The organism is Cyanobacterium sp. T60_A2020_053 (genome assembly GCA_015272165.1).
In the GTDB taxonomy this organism is placed as follows: domain Bacteria; phylum Cyanobacteriota; class Cyanobacteriia; order Cyanobacteriales; family Cyanobacteriaceae; genus Cyanobacterium.
In genome coordinates, this window is sequence record JACYMF010000015.1 from 14856 (window position 1) to 35688 (window position 20833).

A 20833-nucleotide genomic window follows, 5' to 3' on the forward strand; every position below is an offset into this window, starting at 1 on the left:
TATATCCATGGGTTATGTGGGGTTTCGTATCCTCAACCCAACCTACAAGTTGAACAATGGGCTTAAGCCCATTGCCATAGGTTTGTTTCATGGTAATTAAGCTCTTTCAAGTTAGGGGGAGGTTAAAATCAGTAAAAATTTAAACAGGATATTGGGATGACAAGACTAATTTTTTTGGGGGCGCCGGGCGCTGGGAAGGGTACTCAAGGACAGATGTTGGCTCAAAGTTTAAGAATCCCTCATATTTCTACGGGGGATATGTTGAGAAGTGCCATTGCTTCTCAGTCTCCTTTGGGTTTGAAGGCTAAATCTTATGTGGATAATGGGGATTTAGTTCCTGATGAGTTGATTTTAGATTTGATCAAGGAAAGATTACGTCAAAATGATGCTCTTAAAGGTTGGATTTTAGACGGTTTTCCTCGTAATGTTTCTCAAGCTGAGTTCTTAGGAAATTTATTGAGTCAGTTAAACCAAAATTGTCAGTCGGTAATTAATCTAAATGTCCCAGATGATACTTTGATTAAGCGTTTGTTGGCAAGAGGAAGAAAAGATGATAACGAGGAGACTATTGCTAATCGTTTAGAAGTGTATCGCCAAAAAACAGCGCCCCTCATCGATTTTTACGATCAGAAGGGTTTACTTAAAAATGTGGATGGCGATCGACCTATGGCAGAAATTAGTCGGGACTTACATACGATGGTCAAATCCTGATGATAACCCCAATTTATCAACCTGTATAGATTTGGTATGCTCGACAAGGATTAAAATAAAATTAAGAGGACTAGAGTATGTCAAAAAAAGACTTGATTGAAATGGAAGGCACTGTGACGGAATCACTACCTAATGCCATGTTCCGAGTGGACTTAGATAACGGATTTAACGTTCTTGCCCATATCGCTGGGAAAATTAGACGTAATTACATCAAAATTTTACCTGGTGATCGTGTCAAAGTTGAGTTAACTCCCTATGATTTGAGTAAGGGTAGAATAACTTACCGACTTAAAGGAAAAAAAGCCTAAAGTTTAGTTGTTAAGTTTTATCAAAATGAGCAAATTTAGCACTAATTAAGGTTTTGAGCCATACTCAAAGTTTGACAGTAAAAATAAAATATTGTTATAATTAAAGGCTTGCAGTGTAAACTAATACTATGAAAGTTAGAGCATCAGTTAAAAAAATCTGTGACAAATGCCGTGTGATTCGCCGTAAAGGTCGGGTAATGGTCATTTGTGAGAATCCCAAACACAAACAACGTCAGGGATAAACTTAAACACCAGTTTAAGCTAAAAATACTAATTAGGCAAAACAAGAAGGAAACTATTAGACATGGCACGGATTTCAGGTATCGATTTACCTCGTGATAAGCGAGTGGAAATAGGTTTAACCTATCTATACGGTATTGGTTTAGTGACTTCTCAGAAAATTTTAGCAGCTACGGGAGTTAATCCCGATACTAGAGTTAAAGATTTGACCGATGAGGAAATCGCTAAATTAAGGGCGCAAATCGAAGAAAATTATCGAATTGAAGGAGATTTACGCCGTCTCGAGACAATGAATATTAAGCGTCTGGGCGATATTGGTACTTATCGTGGTCGTCGTCACCGTCAGGGTTTACCCGTGCGAGGACAAAGAACCAGAACCAATGCTAGAACTCGTCGAGGACGTAAACTTACCATTGCTGGTAAGAAAAAAGCACCTAAGAAATAAACTTAAACTTAAACAGAAACCATTGATGGAAAATACGTTGCATCCACCGATGGTTATTCTTGTGAAATTTGAGTTAAGACTTACTGCCTAAATGTAACCATTAAATTAATTTACAAACTAAATCAGTTAAAGAGGTAAAACTACCATGGCAAAACCTACCAAACGGGGAGGACCAAAGAAGCAGAAAAAAAATATTCCTAGTGGTACTGCTTATATCAAATCTACATTCAATAATACCATCGTCACCATTACTGATACCACTGGTAATGTGATTTCTTGGGCAACAGCTGGCTCTAGTGGTTTTAAGGGAGCGAAAAAGGGTACTCCTTTTGCGGCTCAAACTGCTGCTGACATTGCGGCGCACGTCGCCATGGATAATGGCATGAAGCAAGTAGAGGTCATGGTTAGTGGTCCGGGCGCTGGTCGTGAAACCGCCATTAGAGCTTTACAAGGTGCAGGATTAGAAATCACTCTCATTCGAGATATTACCCCGATTCCCCATAATGGTTGTCGTCCTCCCAAGAGAAGAAGAGTATAAGCTCATTTTTTATACTTAGAGAATTTTTCTCTGTTTGAGCCATGGCTCAATGAACATACATCGAAACCAGACTTCATACATCGAGGAAATAATCACTGTGGCTGTGTTTAAAATAGACTGTTTAGAAAGTAAAACTCAAAAAAATCAAGGTCAGTATGGTAAGTTTGCTCTCGAACCGTTAGAGCGGGGACAGGGGATTACCGTCGGGAATGCTTTGAGACGGGTTCTTTTGTCTAACTTGGAAGGGGCAGCAGTAACCGCCGTGAGAATTGCGGGGGTTAATCATGAGTTTGCCGTGATTGAAGGGGTTAGGGAAGATGTCATGGAAATTATGCTAAACATGAAAGAACTCGTGTTTAAAAGCTATACTGACACTACTCAAATCGGTCGTTTAGTGGCGACAGGACCCGATACTATAACGGCTTCTCAATTTACTTTACCTTCAGAAATAGAAGTGGTTGAGCCGAACCATTATATTTGTACTTTGGGTAAGGGCGCTAAGTTAGAAATGGAGTTTAAAGTAGAGCGTGGCACTGGTTATCGTGCTATTGACAAGAGCATGGATGAGAGTTCTTCCCTTGATTTTCTACAGATTGACTCTATTTTTATGCCTGTTGCTAAGGTTAATTTTACGGTGGAAGAAATTCGTTATGAAGGTGAATTATCTGACCGTTTAATTTTGGAAATATGGACGAATGGTAGTTTAAAGCCAGAAGAGGCTTTATCCCAAGCGTCTGAGATTCTCATTAATTTATTCACTCCTCTACAGGATGTGGATAATATTAAAGGAAAAGTTGAACCAACAGTGGAAGAGGAAGACCCCACCAGCCAAATTCCTATTGAGGAATTGAACCTGTCTGTTCGTGCCTATAATTGTCTGAAACGTGCGCAGATCAACACTGTAGCAGATTTATTAGACTTTACTCAAGATGACCTTTTAGAAATTAAGAATTTCGGTCAGAAGTCGGCGGAAGAGGTAATCGAGGCATTACAAGATCGTCTGGGTATTACTTTAGCTGAAGGTAAGAGTAAGGAGGGCGCTGGTGATTTGATTGATAGTCAAGAGCCTGTGGCTACTCCTTAGTGTTGGAGAGGGAGAAAGGGAAGCAGGGGAGACAGAGGGAGAGGGAAAAGCGGGGAGTAATTAATAATTAATTTTTGCCTTTTTCAAATTTTCTATTTTTGCTCTTTCAAAAATTTTTCCCATTATCAATTATCCATTGTCCATTATCAATTATTTAGGAGGAATTTATGAGACATCGTTGTAAAGTCCCTTTGTTGGGATTACCGGCGGATCAGCGCAAGGCGTTGTTACGCTCCCTTACTACAGAACTATTAAAAAATGGTGAAATTGTCACCACCAAGGCAAGAGCTAAGGCAGTACGCACTACGGCTGATAAAATCATTACTTTGGCAAAAGATGGCTCGGTTGCCGCACGGAGACGGGCGCTGGGTTATGTTTACGATAAAGATTTGGTTAATGATACTTTTGCAAAAGCGCCCGAACGCTATGGCAATCGCAATGGTGGTTATACCAGAGTAGTTCGCACTAAAAGCCGTCGTGGTGATAATGCAGAAATGGCTATTATTCAGTTAGTCTAATTGCTTTTAACCATGACTGATCCTGCTAACTCCAAAAAACAACGAATTGTACTGGTGATTCAGTACATTGGAACTAACTTTTGTGGTTGGCAACGACAAGTAAACCAGCGTACGGTACAAGAAGAGATTGAACAGGCTATTGCGGTTAAGCTCGGTTATCATGTTACTTTACATGGTGCAGGGCGAACTGATAGCGGAGTACATGGCTCGGCACAAGTGGCTCATTTTGATGCTTGTTCGAGGATTCCTCCAGACAAGTGGGCAAAAGTTTTGAATAGCGTCTTGCCTGATGATGTGTTGATTCGAGCCTCAGCGCCCGTCACCGATGATTGGCACGCCTGTTTTACTGCTCTAGCCCGTCGTTATCGTTATACTATATACACGGGAAGTATTCCCAATTTATTTCTCCAACCCTTTACATGGCATTATTATCATCAACCTTTAAATGAAAAAATCATGGCAGAGGCATTAAATCCCCTGCTAGGAAAGCATGATTTTAGTGCCTTTCGCCGCGCCGGTTCACCCCGTCCCCATTCTTTTTTGGAGATGCAAGAAATTTCCTGTGAGCGCACGGGAGATTTAATCCACATTGAAATTCAAGCTAGTGGTTTTTTATACGGGATGGTGCGCCTCTTGGTGGGGTTACTGGTGGAAGTGGGCAACGGGACACGCAGTCCCCAAGAATTTCAGGAGATTTGGCGCGATCAAAGGCGTGATCTAGTGAAATATTCAGCTCCTGCCAAGGGATTATGTTTTTTACGGGTGATTTATCCCCATTTCCCTATCCCTGAATCGGTTTGGTATAACAGTCAACCTATTTTTACTTTTAGTTAAAACTTTCAAAAATGAACAAAACAACTGTACCAAAAATAGACGAAATACAACAAAAATGGTTTGTTGTTGACGCTGAAAATCAACGTCTTGGACGCTTGGCAACGGAAATTGCTAACGTTTTAAGAGGCAAAAATAAGCCTAATTTTACTCCTCACCTTGACACTGGTGATTTTATCATTGTTGTCAATGCAGAAAAAGTAGTAGTAACAGGAAATAAAGGCAGTCAAAAATTATATCGTCGTCACTCAGGTCGTCCGGGTGGAATGAAAACTGAAACTTTCGACAAATTACAGCAACGTATTCCTGAAAGAATTATCGAAACTGCGGTAAAAGGAATGTTGCCCAAAAATAGTCTTGGTCGTAGCTTGTTTACCAAGTTAAAAGTTTATAAGGGCGCTACTCATCCCCATGGAGCGCAACAACCTGAAGTGTTACATATTCAAACTATCCCCACGGGAGGTAAATAAAAATGTCTGATCAAGTAGTATATTTAGGCACTGGTCGCCGTAAGGCTTCTGTAGCGCGCGTGCGCCTCGTACCCGGTACTGGTGCGGTTACAGTTAATAAGAGAGAAGGAACTGAATATTTCCAACAAATTCAGGGCTATATTCAAGCCCTCAAAGCGCCCCTCGAAACCCTCGGTTTAGAAAATGAATATGACATGGTAATCAGAACCCATGGCGGTGGCTTAACTGGTCAATCTGATGCCGTTAAATTGGGTGTGGCGCGCGCTTTGTGTCAATTAGACCCGGAAAATCGTCAACCCTTAAAAGCTGAAGGTTATTTAACCCGTGATCCCCGTGCTAAAGAGCGTAAGAAATACGGTTTACATAAAGCTCGTAAAGCTCCTCAGTTCTCGAAACGTTAAATTTATCAGGGGAATTTTCCCCTCATCTTTTCATTATTATCTAAAATTTATTAGGAGAAAAAAATGCCTAAATCTGGAATTCACCCCGAATGGTATCCCGATGCCAAAGTAGTTTGTAACGGTGAAGAAATTATGCGTATTGGTTCAACTAAGCCTGAAATTAACGTTGAGGTTTGGTCAGGAAATCACCCGTTTTATACTGGTACTCAGAAAATTATCGACGCTGAAGGGCGCGTGGATCGTTTCTTGCGTAAATACGGTATGCTTGGCAGCACTCAGACTAAAAAAGAAGAAGAGGAACAAAAGTAACCCTCACCCCAACCCCTCTCCCATAGCAGGGTGTTTTCAAAGTCAGGATCAAAATTGATTTGTTTTTGACAAGAAGACAATATAAGGATGATCCCCCCCAACCCCCCTTAAAAAGGGGGGAGATTCAGGGAGACAGGAGGATTTTTTACTATTAATTGATTTATTAGTAGTTAAAAACCTCTGAATTTCAGATTATTGGCTAGTTTGAGAAACTAACATTTTTGAGAATGAAAACGCCCTGCTCCCATAGGAGAGGGGCTTTTTTTTGTCTAATATCAAGTAATTTACCCACCGTGTAATAAATTACACGGCTAACATTATCCCGTTCAATAAATTGAACTAAGATTTTTTTTAATTTATCTATAAGTGATCGCGCAGCGGCAGCCTTCGGCTGATCAAACGAACTTGATATAGCTTCCTTTTTCATTTCTTTGAACTAAATTTTTGATTATCAAAAAACTCTTCTTTGCGTCTTTGTGCCTTTGCGAGAGGAGAGACAAAAAATGTAGTTTATTCATCTCAAATGCTCTGTAAATAAATATTGACAACAGAAACAAATTAACCGAAACGATAACCAAAACCTCTAACGGTAATTAAATATTGAGGATTACTGGGATCTTCTTCTAATTTTTCTCGTAACCAACGAATATGCACATCAACGGTTTTCGTGTCGCCGAGAAAATCTCCGCCCCAAATATTCGTAATCAACTGCTCCCGATCCCATACCCTCTTAGGATAAGTCATAAACAATTCTAAAAGACGAAATTCCTTCGGGGAAAGGTTAACCACTTCATTTCTAACCATCACCCGACATTCATCAGGAAACAAAGTAATATCTTTATACTGTTTAATATTAGCAGGAGAACTATTATTAAGAGAATTACGGCGCAGTAAAGCACGACAGCGCGCGACTAACTCCTTCATGCTAAAAGGTTTAGTTAAATAATCATCAGCGCCCACCTCCAAACCCAAAACCCGATCGGTTTCGGCAGCTTTAGCGCTTAAAATGAGAATAGGAATATGATTGCCTTTTTGGCGCAATAAACGACATATATCCAAACCATTTACTTCAGGTAACATCAAATCAAGAATTGCCATATCAAAACTAGGATTTTCCTGATCAGGTGAGGAAGAATCTAGTAAAGTTAAAGCTTCTCGACCATTTTTTATCTTAGTCACTTGGTAGCCTTCTTCTTCTAAATTGAGGGCTACCATATTACGAATCAAATCTTCATCTTCAATCAATAAAATGTTATTACTCAAAGACTTTGAGGCAGGGGCGCTATGGGAAGGAATTTCCAGAGATAACATAAAAACTCTCTACATTTTGTTCTCTGATTAAATATATAACAGAATATGGCATAAAAAATACAAATAATAATGATTAACTGATATTACGCACTGATTCAAATTTTGAGTTAAGGGAGGTAGCAGGTTTCAGGTTTAAAACCCTTCCCTCAATAGACTCTTGTACAAGAAAAAGATCAATAAATATAAGTTTCTTATCAATTCTTTAACCTAACACCGCGACACCCGACACCTGAAACCAACAATTAATTCTATTTTTGCCTAATAATAATGATTAATTTTGTTAAAAGATTGTCGAAGTCCGAAAAATATGGATTAAATTAGTAGATATACCATTATGGGAGACTAATCAAGTTATGGATGTTAAAATATTATTAGTAATTTTAACGGGTTTATTTATTATTGCAGCGCCCTTCTTCGGCACTAGAAACGGTTTTTATGATTCCGATAACTATGACGGAAACGGATCAGCGCACTAACTAATTAAAGGTATGAATCAACAGGATTTAGCCTCGTCATCATCAGTCAACATTTCTTGCTATCCTCTCGCCGTGGGACATTACACCGAGGGGGTGGCATTAATCTTGTGTTTAGGAAAATACCGCATCTTACTTGATTGTGGTTTAGAAAATATTTCTCCTTTCGTTACCGCAGAAGTTACCCTACCTCATTGGGTTTTTTGTAGCCACGCCCATCAAGATCATGCCAGAGGATTGTTAGAATTTCATCGACTACATCCCGAAATTCCTATTCTCGCCAGTGAAGTTACCAATAAATTATTACCACTAAACTGGTTATCCCTTGACCATAGCACAATTAAGCCTTTTTGTCAAGTAATTGGGTGGAGAGCGCCCTTCGCCCTTGCTTCAGATTTAACGGTAGAATTTTACCAAGCTGGGCATTTGCCGGGCGCTACTGCCATGTTATTTCGTTATCAAACTCAAGAGAGAGAGTATAAAGTTTTTTATACGGGGGATTTTTGTTTATCTAATTTGCAACTAGCTGAGGGTTTATCCCTCGATAGTTTGCGGGGTTTAGCGCCCGATGTCTTGATTATCGAAGGCACTTACGGCACCGCGCGCCATCCCCATCGCCGTCAACAGGAAAAGCATTTGATGGCAAAAATTAGAGAAGCCATGGACGCTAATATCAATGTTATTTTACCCGTACCTACTTTTGGTTTAGGGCAGGAATTACTAAAATTATTACGGTCTCATCATCAGTTCACGGGCGCTAATCTGGATTTATGGGTAGATGGTAATATTGCCATTGCGTGTGATTTATATTTAGATTTAATGGCTTATTTTCCTGCTAATGTACAGAATTTTGCTAAACATCAGCCATTATTCTGGGATGAAAAAATTAAGCCAAGAATGAGGCGTATTGATAACAATAACCGTTCAAATTTAGGAAATAAACCTTATATTATCTTAACTGACAACATTACTTATCTACAGGAATATTGCCAAAAACAAGAGCAAAAATGGTTAATATTGATTTCGGAGCATTCAAAAGTTAATCACAATAAGATATTTAAACAATTTAGCAAAAAAGCAGACCCCGAGCAAATAATTATTGAAAATTATCTTTTAGCCGAACATAGTGACGGGAGAAACACAACCCAATTAATTCATAATTTACGACCACAACATATTATTTTTATTCACGGTACACCAAATTACCTTGCTGATTTAACCGCTTTAGAAGAATTACATAATCGCTATCAGTTACACTGCCCAGAGGTTAATATCACAGTGGATTTGCCCATAGTAGCTGAATTTATCCAGCCCAAAATAACTCCTCAGCAATACTACGAGGGGGAATTGAACGAGACGGGCGCTTATATTACTATTACTTTACCAGAACAGTTAAATAAAGACCCTCGTTGGCAAAATTTTGCAGATACAGGCTTGATTGAAGGGCGCTGGCAAGGGGAAGAATTGGTATTGAGGGGATTATCACAACGGGAATTATTACAACAAAACAGCGCCCTCCGCCGTCAACTGAAAGCGGAATCCTGTGATAACTGTTTATATTTTCACGAAAAACAATGTGAAAATGAGCAATCACCCTTACATGGTTTCGCAGTGCCTGAAGATGGATTTTGTCCAGCCTTTGAGTTGAAAGAGTGAGAATAAATTATGAATTATGAATTATGAATTATGAATTGTCCATTAATTGTTGCGCAATTAAACTTAATATTTGTGGGGAGAGAGAATGAGTAATGATAAGCTGAATGATGCAATAAAATTTAAGATGACGAAAAGATATAGCTAATGAGCGATTTACCCCTATTGTTAAGAGTAGCCAGAGGCGAAAAAAGTGAGCGCCCTCCCGTGTGGATGATGCGTCAAGCCGGGCGCTATATGAAAGTATATAGAGAATTACGGGACAAATATCCTAATTTTCGGGAGCGTTCAGAAAATCCCGACCTCGCCATTGAAATATCCTTACAACCTTGGCGCGCTTTTCAACCTGATGGGGTGATTATGTTTTCCGATATTCTCACACCTTTACCCGGTATCGGTATTCCCTTTGATATTATTGAAAGTCAAGGACCAATCATCAATCCTCCCATCCGTAGTTTAGAACAAATTGAAAAACTACATCCCCTCAATCCCGAAGAATCTTTACCCTTCATCAAAACTATTTTAAACACTCTCCGCAGTGAAGTGGGCAATAAATCAACCGTATTAGGTTTTGTTGGTTCTCCTTGGACTTTGGCAGCCTATGCTATTGAAGGTAAAAGTTCCAAAAATTATGCCGTTATTAAAAGTATGGCATTTTCTGAACCGGATATGCTTCACAAATTTTTAGGTAAAATTGCCGATGCTATCGCTGTGTATGTGCGCTACCAGATCGATTGTGGCGCTCAGGTAGTACAGTTGTTTGACTCTTGGGCTGGAGAATTAAGTCCTCAAGACTATGAAATTTTTGCCTTACCCTATCAACAGAGAGTAGTTCAACAAGTGAAAGCCACTCACCCCGATACACCGTTGATTTTATACATTAGCGGTAGTGCTGGAGTCTTAGAAAGAATGGGACAATCAGGGGTTGATATTGTTAGTGTAGATTGGACTGTGGATATGGCAGAAGCTAGGGCAAGGTTAGGACAATCCATGAAAGTACAAGGTAATATTGATCCGGGCGTGTTATTCGGTTCTCCTGAATTTATCCAAGCGCGCATCCATGATACTGTAAAAAAAGCTGGTAATGACGGGCATATCCTCAATTTAGGACATGGTGTTTTAGTTGGCACTCCAGAGGATAATGTGAGAGTGTTTTTTGAAACCGCCAAAAGTGTCAGATATTAATTGATAATTAGGGGTTGCTGAAAAAGTGAGTCGTGAGGGCAAATTGACCATTGATAATGGATAATTGACAATTATGAGGCTTTACTATCTTCGTAATTTACCCACCGTGTAATGAATTACACGGAACCAACAGTATCACGTTCAATAAATTGAACTAAGATTATTTTACAGCGCTTTTCTAATGAATAAACCACATTTTTTATGTCTCGCAAAGTCGCCAAGTCGCAAAGAAGAATGCTAAGTGTGGTTTAAAGAAATGAAAATTGCTGTAATTGATTGATAAGTGATCGCGCAGCGGCAGCCTTCGGCTGATCAAACGAACTTGATATTAACCCTTATTCAGCAAACCCTAGTTCATAATTCATAATTCATAACTCACTATCCCCTCTGCTTCCCTCTCTTCTCCTTTTATGACGAATCAACCGCCATTACAAAAATTACTAGAAGCTATTGCCGAAGGGAAAATAAGCCCTCAAGATGGGGTGGAAAAAATCAAAAATTTTAGCTTTGAAACAGTGGGCGATTTTGCTAAAGTTGATCATCATCGGCAACTGCGCACGGGTTTTCCTGAAGTGATTTGGAGTGAAGGTAAAACCCCTGAACAAATTATCGCTATTATCCAAGCCATGAAGAATAATGGCACGGATTTGATCATGGCAACTCGTCTTGATGCTAATACCGCGGAAATTATTGCCACTGTCATTGATGATTTTCGTTACTATCCTTTGCCACGCATAGGGGCGCTGGGACAAAGTAAACTAAAGTATCAAGGCAAAATTTCTATTATTACGGCTGGTACAGCCGATCTACCTGTTGCGGAAGAATCTGCTCTCACGGCGGAATTATCAGGATTTCAGGTGGAAAGACTCTGGGATGTGGGGGTAGCTGGGATTCATCGCTTACTAAATCATCGTCATTTAATTCAATCTGCTGATGTTTTAATTGTCGTAGCTGGGATGGAGGGCGCTTTACCTAGTGTTGTAGCAGGTATGGCAAATTGTCCCGTTATTGCTGTACCTACCAGTGTTGGTTATGGTACAAATTTTGGAGGAGTAGCGCCCCTCCTCACCATGCTTAACTCCTGTGCTACGGGTATCGGAGTAGTTAATATTGATAATGGTTTTGGGGGCGCTATGTTAGCTGGGCAAATTTTGCGCCTAGCTAATCGTTTTAAGTAATTTTACTTGGGGTCTGCTGAATAAATCAAAACCCTTGTCAAATAAAGGTTTAAAGTCTATTATACATAACAAAAAGTGTCATAAATTGATTTTTTTCTCTAAGAATACTCTATTTTTTCCATCCCAATCAAAAATTATTGAGACAAATGAGCAATTTATGAAAAATAACTATTTGGCTAAAGTCTTTGATTTATAAGGATTTCACCTGAAACCTGACACCCGAAGCCTGACACCTCCCCTCATCAAAATACTTTTTCAGCACCACCTACTTACTCTTTAACTCGCTCTGCTTTTTCCAATTGCCAGAGAATTTGATTGCCTTCCCGGCGCACCCTCGACACAATCCAGTTACGCCATGCCCATTCTTCGCCCCGACTGGTGACGGCGCTGGCGTTAATATCCATCAAATCAGCTAATTCTGAGCTAGTTATTAAATAACCATTAGCAGAAATATCTTCAGCAATACGCAAAGTGTCAATCATATTTTTTAGTTGTTTAACTCTCTCATCACGGCTCAGAAATTGTTCTTCTATTCCATTGCTGTAGGGTTCATTCATAATTTTTGATTAGTAAAGTTTGTTACTTTTTGCTGATTATCAAATTATTTTTAGTTTTACTATAATCTATTCTACTCAATTGTTAATACTTTTGACTCTTTTTTAACGCTATATTTATCCATTTTTATAAATTATTTTGATACTAATTTATATATTGTTTCCTATATTAGTTATTTTTTCTTAAACTTTACTCTAAGTATTTTAAAAATTATTAAATAATCAGTATTTTTACTGAGAAGTTTTCTGAGAAACACAAAGCAACATTAAAAAATGTAATGATAACCTTAATTTTTGTGGGGTTTCGTTTCCTCAACACAACTTATAAACTATATATATATGCAAAACACTCTACATTTTAAGAATCAATTTTTAGGAATAGGATTACCCGATTCAGGGCATAGTTGATAACTTCCTTCTTCTAAACCGTGTTTGACAGCTACTCTGTCATCAAAAACAAAACATTCTCCTTCCCATAGGCTTTCTTCTTTTGGAATTTCTTGTAAATATTTTAAAATTCCACCCTGCAAATGATAAACCTCTTTAAAACCTTTGCTTAACATTAAAGCGGTTACTTTTTCGCAACGTATACCACCAGTACAAAATAAAGCAATTTTTTCTCCTTTGCATTCACTTAAATTATGCTCAATATAATCATTAAATTCTTTAAAAGAATCAATATGAGGATTTTCTGCTTTTTTAAAAGTACCGATTTCTACTTCATAATCATTGCGAGTATCTACTACTTTAACATCAGCTTGAGATATTAATTGATTCCATTCTTGAGGATTAACGTATGTACCAACTTGCTTGAGGGGATCAGCTTCAGAGATACCAAAAGTAATAATTTCTGGCTTTATTTTCACTTTCATTCTTTCAAAAGGAATAGTTTTCGTTATACTAAATTTAATTTCTAGTTCACGATAGTTAATTAAATTTTTAATTATATCTACAGCAGAATTAATGGCTATTTCTTCCCCGACAATGTTACTATTTATCCCTTCATGAGCAATTAAAATTGTCCCTTTTATGCCCAAATCATTACAAACTGACAATAGTTTTTGCTGTATAATTTCCAAATTATCAAGGGGGAGAAACTGATAAAATGAAGCAAATATAAATTTCATCATTGATTATTTCTTTTCATCGACCACTCCCACTATTATAAGGTAAGACATATTTAACTTGCTGTTTTTATTCAGCCCTAAAAATAACTTAAACATTTAACGGTGGCTTTTTGCCCCTTGTCTTCTGCCCATCAACACCCAGCAAACTTAGATCCGAGGACCTTATCCACATCTTGCTGAAAAGGTAAGGGCGCCCTTCACCCTTTTATAAATAAGTAGTTTTCCCACGAGAAGAAAGAAAAGAAGAATTATGGGTCAAATCATGATATTCTGTATTTTACTTCTAAAAAATAACTAATTAAGGATAGAGTGAAAATCAATTATGTCCTCCAATTTTTCTTCCGAAAGTGAACAATATGACGGCACAGAAATCGTTACCATTCGTGATGACGACGGGCGCTGTTTGGATTGTTATGTAGAAAATGAAGTGGATTACGAAGGCAAAAATTATGTCTTACTTATGCCCATCGATTTAACTATTATGATTCTGACGGATGACGTTTTAGACGAAGAAGAAGATAGCGACATCGAAACTGTGATTGTGGAAGATGATGACGAAATTGATGCTATTTTTGATGATGCGAAAGCTGTTTTAGCTGAACTTAATTTATCCTTAAAAAGGAGCGGATTCTTATTGACTGCTAGTGGAGAATTACCTCCTTTAGAAGATGATAATTTAGTCAGTTTAGAATTAGATGAAGATAACGGACAGATTGTTGGCGAAGAATTGCAATTTTTAGCTATTTTTTATAGTTTTGAGCAGAAATATAGTATCTTTACTCCTACTACTCCTATCATGTTTTTAGGGGAAAGAAAATCGTCAGGAAAAATCATTATTTTTGAGCCTGAAAATGAAAAACAACAAGCCATTTTGGAAGAGTTACTTTTTGAAAGTGATGAAGATTAGTTGAAAGGGCGAAGGACAAGAGGCAAAATTTTAAATGTTTTAACATCAAAGATTTTGATATAGTGCTTATTTTTTATAATCTGTGAATTTGCTTCAATAATTTTTGAATAGGATAAAAGCAATACATATTTTTTGAGAAAAAAGACTATTTTTTTACTTATTCAATGCACCCTATTTAAAGTCAGTATTGTCATTACTTTTCAAAATAATAGCATCATTACCAATAAATGCTTTTCTAGCAATAATATTATTTTTTATATCAAAAAGATAAATTTTATTTAAGTCTAAATCTATACTTTTGTCAATAATATTCTGTGCCAATTCTTTCTGTTGATTTTCTGAAAGATTATACCATTCTTTACTTAATGTAAGTCTAATTTCACTACCTGAAAAATTAGCTTCAATATTCAAAATTAAAGTTTTACCATATTTTTTAGTGACATTTTCAATACTTTGGCGAATGTTGGCGATTAAACTTTCTTCTAAGGTTAGAGGAGTTATTTTTCCAGCGCCCTCCGCCTCAGATATTACCTCGTCATCAGTAATAATATTAGTATCTTCTTGAGAAGAAATTATTTCATCATCACTAACAATATTTACTTCTTCTTGGGGAGAAATTACAACATCTTCCGTTAATGATTGCTCATTTTTAAGGGGCTTTTCTGCTGGAGATAAATTAATATCAGTATCATTAGATAACTCAGTTTGAGAAGGTATTTCTAGGGATGGTGAAGGAGAATTATCCGTGATGTTAGAAGTATTGATAAATTGATTAGAGCGAATAATTGACCATGATACAATTATAATAACGAGAGCAATAGTAATAAATAAAACCAGCGCCCTTCGCCCTTGCCACCATTTCCTCGCAGGATTGACAGGAGGAGGGGAAGGAAGCCAATCATCTTCAGTATTATTCACAGAAAAAAGATTATCTTTATCACCCTGTAAATTTTCTAGTAAATTTAAGCTAATTTGTTGAAAATTTTGAATATTATTATCATTGAGACGAGGGATATTGTCAGGATTGCGAAGAATATTGATAGCTGATTGTAAATTATTAATGGTTGCTTCTAATTCTTCCACAAACATAGAATTATTAGGGGTATTATCTAAAGACATAAAAGGCTTTTTCCATTTAATGATGAGATTATTAATTTAAGGGCAGGTTTCAGGTGTAATTTTCAGATGATGATATAATAATTCGAGAAAAAAATTGAACCGAAAAAAAATCAATTAATATCTATTTTTTGTCAATTCTTTCACCTAATACCTAACACCTGATACCTGACACCTTTTTCAGAACCCCTATTTACTACCATAATAAAAAAGAATTTCTTTCTCTTTTAAAGGCGGAAAATCAGCATCAATTAACATTTGATTTAATTCACTTTGAGGGAGATGTTTTGCCCCAATGCGCACAATACGAGAGCGCATGGTATTAGTCACTCCACTTCTTTTTCTTCCTGCTTCAAACCCCATAACTGTTTGATATAGTTGGAGTTTTTCGGGAGGAATAGGGCTACCATCTAAGTCTAACCCCTGTGCGATGGCTTGATCTACTGCATCAGCGCCCTTCATCTGATTTTCTGTACTCATGTTGTATTTTTATTAGTGATTCAGTTAAATTATAATCAAAATGATGCAGTAAATAGAAGTAATTATGAGTAAATCAGAAGTGATTGGGGTGGATTTAGGTGGCACGGCGATCAAATTTGGTCGTTTTTTAGCTGATGGCACTTGTTTAGAATCTTTTAGCGTGGCTACCCCCCAACCAGCTACCCCAGAGGCAGTAATTGACAAAATCGCTTCTATTGTCAATGATTTACAAAAAAATCGCCATATCATCTCATTAGGTGTCGGTATGCCCGGTGCGGTGGATGTAACAGGTAGAATTGCCAAAGTAGCAATTAATTTGTCTGGATGGCATGATGTGCCTTTAGCCGATGAGTTGGAGAAAAAAACAGGCATTCAAACTACTTGCGCCAATGATGCTAATTGTGCCGGATTAGGAGAGGCATGGTTAGGCGCAGGAAAAGGTTATCAAGATTTAGTTTTAATTACCATTGGTACAGGGGTGGGGGGCGCTATTATTCTTGATGGTAAACTATTTACTGGGCATAGGGGCGCCGGTGGAGAATTAGGTTTAATTACCTTTAACCCCCATGGGCATCCTTGTAATAGCGGTAATACTGGCTCTTTTGAGCAACACGCTTCGGCGCGCGCCATTTATCGAGATACGGGCAAAAAACCTTCCGAATGGGGCGAATTGGCAGATAAAAATGACCCTGAAGCCTTGACATTTTGGCAAAATTATGGTAAGACTATTGCCATCGGTTTAGCCACTTACATTTATATGTTAACCCCGGAGGTGATTTTGATTGGGGGGGGAGTGAGTGCCAGCGCCCATCATTTTTTACCTTCAACTTGGGCAGAAATTGAAAAACGGGTATTACCTAGTTCGAGGGAAGGTTTACAATTAAAAGTAGCACAATTAGGCAATGATGCTGGGATGACGGGCGCTGCTAAATTGGCATGGGCGCTAATTTGAGAAAGGGCAGTTTTTGCAAAGTTGAACCAAAAATCTAAATTTTGGAAGAGGAAGCAGAGGAGGCACAAGAGAAAGCAGGGAATTTTCAAAGTTGAACCAAAAATCTAAATTTTGGAAGGGGAAGCAGAGGAGGCACGGGAGAAAGGGAGATTTTTTACTATTAATTGATTTATTAGTAATTAAAAACCTCTGAATTTATGATTATTAGCTAGTTTGAAAAATTAACATTTTTGAGAATGAAAATGCCCTGCTTGTTATCCCTGCTTATACAATTAATTTTATATGAGAATTTATATGAAGTTCATTTGATTAATTATAAATCAACCAAAAATAATCTTAGTTCAATTTATTGAACGGAATACTATTGGTTCCGTGTAATTCATTACACGGTGGGGAAATTGCGAAGATACAATCTTTTAATAACTAATTTACCTAACTTGATATTACTCTATGATGAGAATAAATAAACTACCCCTTGAAGTAATCAAATTAATTGCGGCAGGGGAGGTGATAGACTCATTAACAGCAGTGGTAAAGGAGTTAGTCGAAAATAGCCTCGATGCCCAAGCGAAACGCATTGTTATTACTATTTATCCTGAATTGTGGATGGTGCAGGTAGCAGATAATGGCACGGGTATCAGCGCCCTTCACCTCAGTAATGCGCCCCTCGCCCATACCACCAGTAAAATTAGTAGTTGTCAAGATTTAAACAATATTCAAACCCTAGGATTTCGAGGGGAAGCGTTACACAGTATATCTCAGTTAGCAGAATTAACCATTGCCAGTCGAATCAAAGGAGATTGCGGTTATCAATGGCATGAAAACAAAAATATTACCCCCTGCGCCCTTGCCGAAGGTACAATTATTACGGTGAATAATTTATTTCATAATATTCCCCTGCGCCGTCAGGCTAATCCCCCTTTTAAACAACAAATTAAACAGATACAAATTTTAATAGGTGAATTTGCCTTATGTCATCCTCAAGTTACTTGGCAGTTACTAATTAATGATAAATTAAGTTTACATATTAACGGCAAAAATCAAGCTGACCACATTTTACTACAACTGTTAAAAAGTATTAATTATACTGACTTAAAAGCCCAAAAATTTTCCATAAATAACTTTTCAGAAGATCATAATTCTCAACTTGAAATAGTATTAGGATTACCCGATCGCCTTTCTCGCCCTCGCCCTGACTGGGTTAAGATCGGGGTCAATGGTCGAGTGATTAAATCTCCTGAGTTAGAATCGGCAATATTTAGCAGTTTTCATCGCACTTTACCAAGAGATCGTTTTCCTGTGGTATTTGTACATTTACATATTTCTCCCCGTCATATTGACTGGAATCGTCACCCCACCAAAAGAGAAATTTATTTACATAATTTAGATTTTTGGCAACAGCAAATAAAGGAAAGTATTGAGCAAATTTTTACCATTAGTGAACAAACTATTAGCAATCAAAGAGTAGAAAAATTATTAACTGTTGCAGAAAATAAACCTATTTATCAAATAGAAAAAAAAGAAAATACAGCTTCTTTAGGATTAATTGAATTAAAAGTTATCGCACAATCTCGCCATACCTATATTATCGCTGAACATTCCGAAGGTATTTGGTTAATTGAACAACATATCGCCCACGAAAGAATTATCTACGAACAATTATTAAAACAATGGGAGTTTATTCCCCTTTCTCAACCGCAGATTTTTGAGCATTTTTCCCCTCGTCAAGTAGAACATTTAGACTATCTCGGTTTTGATATTGATAGTTTTGGGGAAGGGTTGTGGGCGCTGAGAAATATGCCCCAGTTATTACACAGTCGTGATGATATGACAGAAGCGGTATGGGAATTGGCGAGGGGCGCTGATTTAGATAGTGCGAAAGTAGCGGTAGCCTGTCGTAGCGCCCTCCGTAACGGCACACCATTAACTATATCAGAAATGCAGAATTTAGTAGATCAATGGAAAATCACTCGTAATCCTCACACTTGCCCCCACGGGCGCCCGATTTACCTATCATTAGAAGAATCGTCATTGTATCGATTTTTTCGCCGTCATTGGGTATTAGGTAAAAGTCATGGTATCAATTGACAATTGATAATTGACAATGGACAATTGATAATTATGAGGTTTGACTAGCTTCGTGTAGCATCTGTAATCTCGTATTTTAACCGCATTTTTATAAAAAAAAGCATCACTTTACATATTTTCTGATGGTTTTAGTCTGTTTTATATCAAGTCTTTATATCAAGTCCGATTGGTCACTTACAAATCAATTAAAAACAATCTTAGTTCAATTTATTGAACGTGATAGTATTAGCCGTGTAATTCATTACACGGTGGGTAAATTACGAAGATATAATGTATTTGTAACTAATTATCCGAACTTGATATTAGTCCGTTTTACAGCAGTTTTCATTTCCTTAAACTATACCTTGAATTATCACAAAGATTCTCTTTGCGCCTTTGCGTCTTTGCGAGAAACAAAAGACATGGTTTATTACTCTTGCCTTTTGCCTCTTGCCTTCTATGATAAGATAATTTTCATAACCTATAACTGACTGCTATATTTAATCAAAATAAATGTTATTAACCGAAAAAACCAGCGCCCTTCGCCTCGTGGAAAAAATCGATGCCGAAGGCTCACCAAATCAGCAATTATTACCCCTTAGCGCCCGTGTCAACGACCAAAATCACCTCGAAATCGGCGGTTGTGATGTGGTAGAATTAGTACAAAAGTTCGGTAGTTCGTTATATATTGTCGATGAATTAACCCTAAGAAGTAGCGCCCGTCAATACCGTGATGCGTTCAAAAACTATTATACAGGAGAATCCCAAGTAATTTACGCTTCTAAGGCTTGGTGTTGCACCGCTATAGTTGCCATTCTCGCTAGTGAAGGCATCGGTTTTGATGTAGTTTCTGGCGGAGAACTATATACTACCACAAGGGCGCTGAATATGACCCACCAAGACCCCAATTATGCCGAAAATAAAATTTATTTGCATGGTAACAATAAATCTTATGATGAGCTAGAATTAGCAGTACATAGTAAATGTAAGATAATTGTCGATAACTGGCTAGAATTAAAAAATCTTACCGAAATATCCACGAAAAAAGCCCAAAACGTCTCGATTTTAATTCGTCTTACTCCCGGCATAGAATGCCACACCCATGAATATATCCGCACCGGTATCATCGACAGTAAATTCGGTTTCGATGCCCACCAATTAGACGAAGTATTTGCCTATATTAAACAACAAGACTATCTCCAATGTATCGGCTTACACGCCCATATCGGCTCACAAATTTTTGAATTACAGCCCCATCATGATTTAGCAGGGGTTTTGGCTGATTGGTACAAAAAAGCCCTTGATTATGGTTTACCCATGCAAGAATTGAATGTAGGAGGCGGTTTAGGCATTCGTTATACGGAATCCGATGATCCACCGAGTATTGATGAATGGGTGAAAACCGTTGCTAATGCTGTTACTAGGGCTTGTCAAGAGCGCAATTTAGCGCTACCAAAACTGATTTCTGAGCCGGGTAGGTCTTTAGTGGGCAGTAGTTGTATTACCGCTTATACTGTAGGTGGTAGAAAGGAAATCCCTAATGTGAGAACATATATTGCCGTAGATGGGGGAATGTCTGACAATCCGCGCCCCATTACCTATCAATCGTTGTATGAAGTAATCATCGCTAATAAAATGAATCAACATTGTAGCGAAACTGTCACAGTAGCAGGAAAACACTGCGAATCAGGGGATATTTTAGTGAAAAATGTTGCTTTACCTCCCACCGAAACAGGGGATATTCTCGTGATAATGGCGACGGGCGCTTATAATTATAGTATGGCTTCTAACTACAATCGTATTGCAAGACCTGCCGCCGTGGTAGTCAAGGAAGGAGAAGCTAACTTAATTATTCGCCGTGAAACCCTTGAAGACTTGGTGAAACAAGACGTTTTACCTAACCGCCTTGGGGAATGAATTATGAATTATGAATTATGAATTATGAATTATGAATTATGAATTATGAATTATGAAT

The 20833-nt window shown here is 37.8% G+C and carries 24 protein-coding genes; 18 read left to right on the plus strand and 6 right to left on the minus strand.

Annotated elements, in window-relative coordinates:
• Positions 1-156: 156 nt before the first annotated feature.
• The 11 genes from IGQ45_02600 to rpmE all read left to right on the plus strand — a co-directional run bounded on the left by IGQ45_02600 (position 157) and on the right by rpmE (position 5855).
• Complete coding sequence (locus IGQ45_02600; protein ID MBF2056116.1) at positions 157-711, plus strand: adenylate kinase; 555 nt, start codon at positions 157-159, stop codon at positions 709-711.
• Positions 712-788: 77 nt separating this feature from the next.
• On the plus strand, positions 789-1019 hold the full coding sequence (infA, locus tag IGQ45_02605) for a translation initiation factor IF-1 (protein MBF2056117.1): 231 nt from the start codon (positions 789-791) through the stop codon (positions 1017-1019).
• Between the two features lie 128 nt (positions 1020-1147).
• On the plus strand, positions 1148-1261 hold the full coding sequence (gene rpmJ / locus IGQ45_02610; protein ID MBF2056118.1) for a 50S ribosomal protein L36: 114 nt from the start codon (positions 1148-1150) through the stop codon (positions 1259-1261).
• 62 nt (positions 1262-1323) lie between these two features.
• Complete coding sequence (rpsM, locus tag IGQ45_02615; protein MBF2056119.1) at positions 1324-1704, plus strand: 30S ribosomal protein S13; 381 nt, start codon at positions 1324-1326, stop codon at positions 1702-1704.
• Between the two features lie 145 nt (positions 1705-1849).
• The gene (gene rpsK / locus IGQ45_02620; GenBank protein ID MBF2056120.1) at positions 1850-2242 is read left to right on the plus strand and encodes a 30S ribosomal protein S11; all 393 of its coding nucleotides are present in this window, start codon (positions 1850-1852) and stop codon (positions 2240-2242) included.
• 97 nt (positions 2243-2339) lie between these two features.
• The gene (locus tag IGQ45_02625; GenBank protein ID MBF2056121.1) at positions 2340-3326 is read left to right on the plus strand and encodes a DNA-directed RNA polymerase subunit alpha; all 987 of its coding nucleotides are present in this window, start codon (positions 2340-2342) and stop codon (positions 3324-3326) included.
• A 167-nt stretch (positions 3327-3493) separates the two neighbouring features.
• Positions 3494-3844 carry a 50S ribosomal protein L17 gene (rplQ, locus tag IGQ45_02630; protein ID MBF2056122.1) on the plus strand — a complete coding sequence of 117 codons (351 nt, stop codon included), beginning with the start codon at positions 3494-3496 and terminating at the stop codon, positions 3842-3844.
• A 12-nt stretch (positions 3845-3856) separates the two neighbouring features.
• Positions 3857-4678 carry a tRNA pseudouridine(38-40) synthase TruA gene (gene truA / locus IGQ45_02635; protein MBF2056123.1) on the plus strand — a complete coding sequence of 274 codons (822 nt, stop codon included), beginning with the start codon at positions 3857-3859 and terminating at the stop codon, positions 4676-4678.
• An 11-nt stretch (positions 4679-4689) separates the two neighbouring features.
• Positions 4690-5145: a 50S ribosomal protein L13 gene (rplM, locus tag IGQ45_02640; GenBank protein MBF2056124.1), complete on the plus strand. Its 456-nt coding sequence runs from the start codon at positions 4690-4692 to the stop codon at positions 5143-5145.
• 2 nt (positions 5146-5147) lie between these two features.
• Entirely contained in the window at positions 5148-5546 is a 399-nt protein-coding gene (rpsI, locus tag IGQ45_02645) for a 30S ribosomal protein S9 (protein MBF2056125.1), read from the plus strand.
• Positions 5547-5609: 63 nt separating this feature from the next.
• Positions 5610-5855, plus strand: coding sequence for a 50S ribosomal protein L31 (gene rpmE / locus IGQ45_02650; protein ID MBF2056126.1), 246 nt, complete (start codon positions 5610-5612; stop codon positions 5853-5855).
• Positions 5856-6054: 199 nt separating this feature from the next.
• On the opposite strand, the gene IGQ45_02655 is transcribed toward rpmE, so the two are convergent.
• Together IGQ45_02655 and IGQ45_02660 are read right to left on the minus strand one after the other, a co-directional pair.
• A complete protein-coding gene (locus tag IGQ45_02655; GenBank protein MBF2056127.1) occupies positions 6055-6282 on the minus strand; it encodes a hypothetical protein in 228 nt (75 codons plus the stop codon).
• A gap of 131 nt (positions 6283-6413) precedes the next feature.
• Entirely contained in the window at positions 6414-7166 is a 753-nt protein-coding gene (locus tag IGQ45_02660) for a response regulator transcription factor (GenBank protein MBF2056128.1), read from the minus strand.
• A gap of 488 nt (positions 7167-7654) precedes the next feature.
• On the opposite strand from IGQ45_02660, the gene IGQ45_02665 reads away from it, so the two are divergent.
• The 3 genes from IGQ45_02665 to larB all read left to right on the plus strand — a co-directional run bounded on the left by IGQ45_02665 (position 7655) and on the right by larB (position 11655).
• A complete protein-coding gene (locus IGQ45_02665) occupies positions 7655-9295 on the plus strand; it encodes an MBL fold metallo-hydrolase (GenBank protein MBF2056129.1) in 1641 nt (546 codons plus the stop codon).
• A gap of 144 nt (positions 9296-9439) precedes the next feature.
• Positions 9440-10477, plus strand: a complete 1038-nt coding sequence (locus IGQ45_02670) for a uroporphyrinogen decarboxylase (GenBank protein MBF2056130.1) — start codon at positions 9440-9442, stop codon at positions 10475-10477.
• A gap of 410 nt (positions 10478-10887) precedes the next feature.
• Positions 10888-11655 (plus strand): nickel pincer cofactor biosynthesis protein LarB, encoded by a 768-nt coding sequence (gene larB / locus IGQ45_02675; protein ID MBF2056131.1) that lies wholly within the window; start codon positions 10888-10890, stop codon positions 11653-11655.
• A 269-nt stretch (positions 11656-11924) separates the two neighbouring features.
• Here larB and IGQ45_02680 read toward each other — a convergent pair whose 3' ends face one another.
• Together IGQ45_02680 and IGQ45_02685 are read right to left on the minus strand one after the other, a co-directional pair.
• Positions 11925-12212 (minus strand): hypothetical protein, encoded by a 288-nt coding sequence (locus IGQ45_02680; protein MBF2056132.1) that lies wholly within the window; start codon positions 12210-12212, stop codon positions 11925-11927.
• A gap of 362 nt (positions 12213-12574) precedes the next feature.
• Positions 12575-13336, minus strand: coding sequence for a rhodanese-related sulfurtransferase (locus IGQ45_02685; protein ID MBF2056133.1), 762 nt, complete (start codon positions 13334-13336; stop codon positions 12575-12577).
• Between the two features lie 319 nt (positions 13337-13655).
• On the opposite strand from IGQ45_02685, the gene IGQ45_02690 reads away from it, so the two are divergent.
• A complete protein-coding gene (locus IGQ45_02690) occupies positions 13656-14243 on the plus strand; it encodes a DUF3727 domain-containing protein (protein MBF2056134.1) in 588 nt (195 codons plus the stop codon).
• Positions 14244-14414: 171 nt separating this feature from the next.
• Here IGQ45_02690 and IGQ45_02695 read toward each other — a convergent pair whose 3' ends face one another.
• Both IGQ45_02695 and IGQ45_02700 read right to left on the minus strand, forming a co-directional pair.
• Positions 14415-15362 carry a hypothetical protein gene (locus IGQ45_02695; protein MBF2056135.1) on the minus strand — a complete coding sequence of 316 codons (948 nt, stop codon included), beginning with the start codon at positions 15360-15362 and terminating at the stop codon, positions 14415-14417.
• A 186-nt stretch (positions 15363-15548) separates the two neighbouring features.
• Complete coding sequence (locus tag IGQ45_02700) at positions 15549-15839, minus strand: DUF4090 family protein (GenBank protein MBF2056136.1); 291 nt, start codon at positions 15837-15839, stop codon at positions 15549-15551.
• A 64-nt stretch (positions 15840-15903) separates the two neighbouring features.
• On the opposite strand from IGQ45_02700, the gene IGQ45_02705 reads away from it, so the two are divergent.
• The 3 genes from IGQ45_02705 (at position 15904) to lysA (ending at position 20775) form a co-directional block, all read left to right on the plus strand.
• A complete protein-coding gene (locus IGQ45_02705; protein ID MBF2056137.1) occupies positions 15904-16791 on the plus strand; it encodes an ROK family protein in 888 nt (295 codons plus the stop codon).
• 453 nt (positions 16792-17244) lie between these two features.
• On the plus strand, positions 17245-18879 hold the full coding sequence (gene mutL / locus IGQ45_02710) for a DNA mismatch repair endonuclease MutL (protein MBF2056138.1): 1635 nt from the start codon (positions 17245-17247) through the stop codon (positions 18877-18879).
• Positions 18880-19371: 492 nt separating this feature from the next.
• A complete protein-coding gene (lysA, locus tag IGQ45_02715) occupies positions 19372-20775 on the plus strand; it encodes a diaminopimelate decarboxylase (GenBank protein ID MBF2056139.1) in 1404 nt (467 codons plus the stop codon).
• Positions 20776-20833: the final 58 nt, after the last annotated feature.